Below are 1,282 nucleotides of genomic sequence, written 5' to 3'. Positions count from 1 at the left end.
CATGCCGAGTAGAATTTTCTTTCCTGCTAGTGTTTGCATGTGAGATCTCCAATTTTTCTGGCAGCGAGTTTAGCATAACGGACTGTTTCAGCACCCAAGCAAATCAAATCCACATCAAACTCCGCGGCATTAGTTACGCAAGTGGAGAAAAAACTCCCGCCTATCTCACAGACAATTTGAGCTGATTTTGCAAGATTGAAAAGAAAAAAGAGGTGGTACAAACATGGTGTTGAAAAGTCGAAACAAATTGCTGCTGATAACCTTAATTCCTCTGTTGTTGATCACGACATTGATCTCTGTGGTGTATTACATCAACAGCAGTAAGAGTTTGGAGGCGGAGCTCGTCCGAGACAGACAGGAGCTGATTGATGCGCGTAAGAAAGAGCTAAAAGCCTACATGATGATGGGTGTAACGGCGATTAAGCCGCTGTATGACTCTGACGTTAATGGCAGTAATAAACAAGCGGCGAAAGAAATCTTAAAAGCGATGCGCTTTGAAAGTGATGGGTACTTTTTCGCATATGATTCTCAAGGTATCAATACCTTACATGCCATCAAACCGTCGCTGGAAGGTAAAAATCTGTATGACCTTAAAGATGAAAATGGCGTAGCGGTGATTGCTGGCTTGATTGATGCGTCGCAAAAAGGCGATGGTTTTTTATATTTCTCTTGGCACAAACCAACCATCAACGCTCAGGCACCGAAATTGGGTTACGCTGAGTATCTACAAAAATGGGACTGGGTGCTTGGTACTGGGATCTACATTGATGACATCGACCAACAAGTTGCCATGCAGCGTGAATTGCGCACGCAAGAGTTAAATCAACACACTTTATCTGCGGTGACAATCTCGGTGATTGGCCTGATTATTACCAGCATCTTAACCAGCATTGCTGTTTCGAAAGGCATTAAACCACTTCAGCACGTCGCCGATTCTCTCAAAGATGTTGCTGCGGGTGGCGGTGACTTAACTGCGCGTCTAAAAGTGGAAAGTAAAGACGAAGTTGGCGAAGTCGCGGCTGCCTTTAATGAGTTTATGGATAAACTTCACCCACTGATGCAGGACATTCATCAATCTGCTTCTGCCGTTCAAACAGTTTCTGAAGAACTGAATGATCAAACGCGCACAGCGAGCGGTCAAATGCAGAGTCACTGTTTGGAAACGGATAAAGTGGTGACAGCCGTAACAGAGATGAGCATGACGGCAAAAGAAGTCGCGAGCAATACAAATGCCACTGCGCAGGCCATTGACGATGCGAACGATCAGGTCACCGAAGCCCAG

At 45.2% G+C, this 1,282-nt stretch carries 1 protein-coding gene; it reads left to right on the top strand.

Features of this window, described 5'->3' with window-relative positions:
• Nucleotides 1-223: 223 nt before the first annotated feature.
• Nucleotides 224-1,282 (top strand): cache domain-containing protein (locus R7Q47_RS25025; protein WP_318090008.1); only part of this gene is annotated, 1,059 nt, incomplete at its 3' end.

Source organism: Vibrio sp. Vb0349, assembly GCF_033338975.1.
Note: the sequence above shows the minus strand (reverse complement) of the source record. Positions and strands in the feature narration are given on the sequence as shown.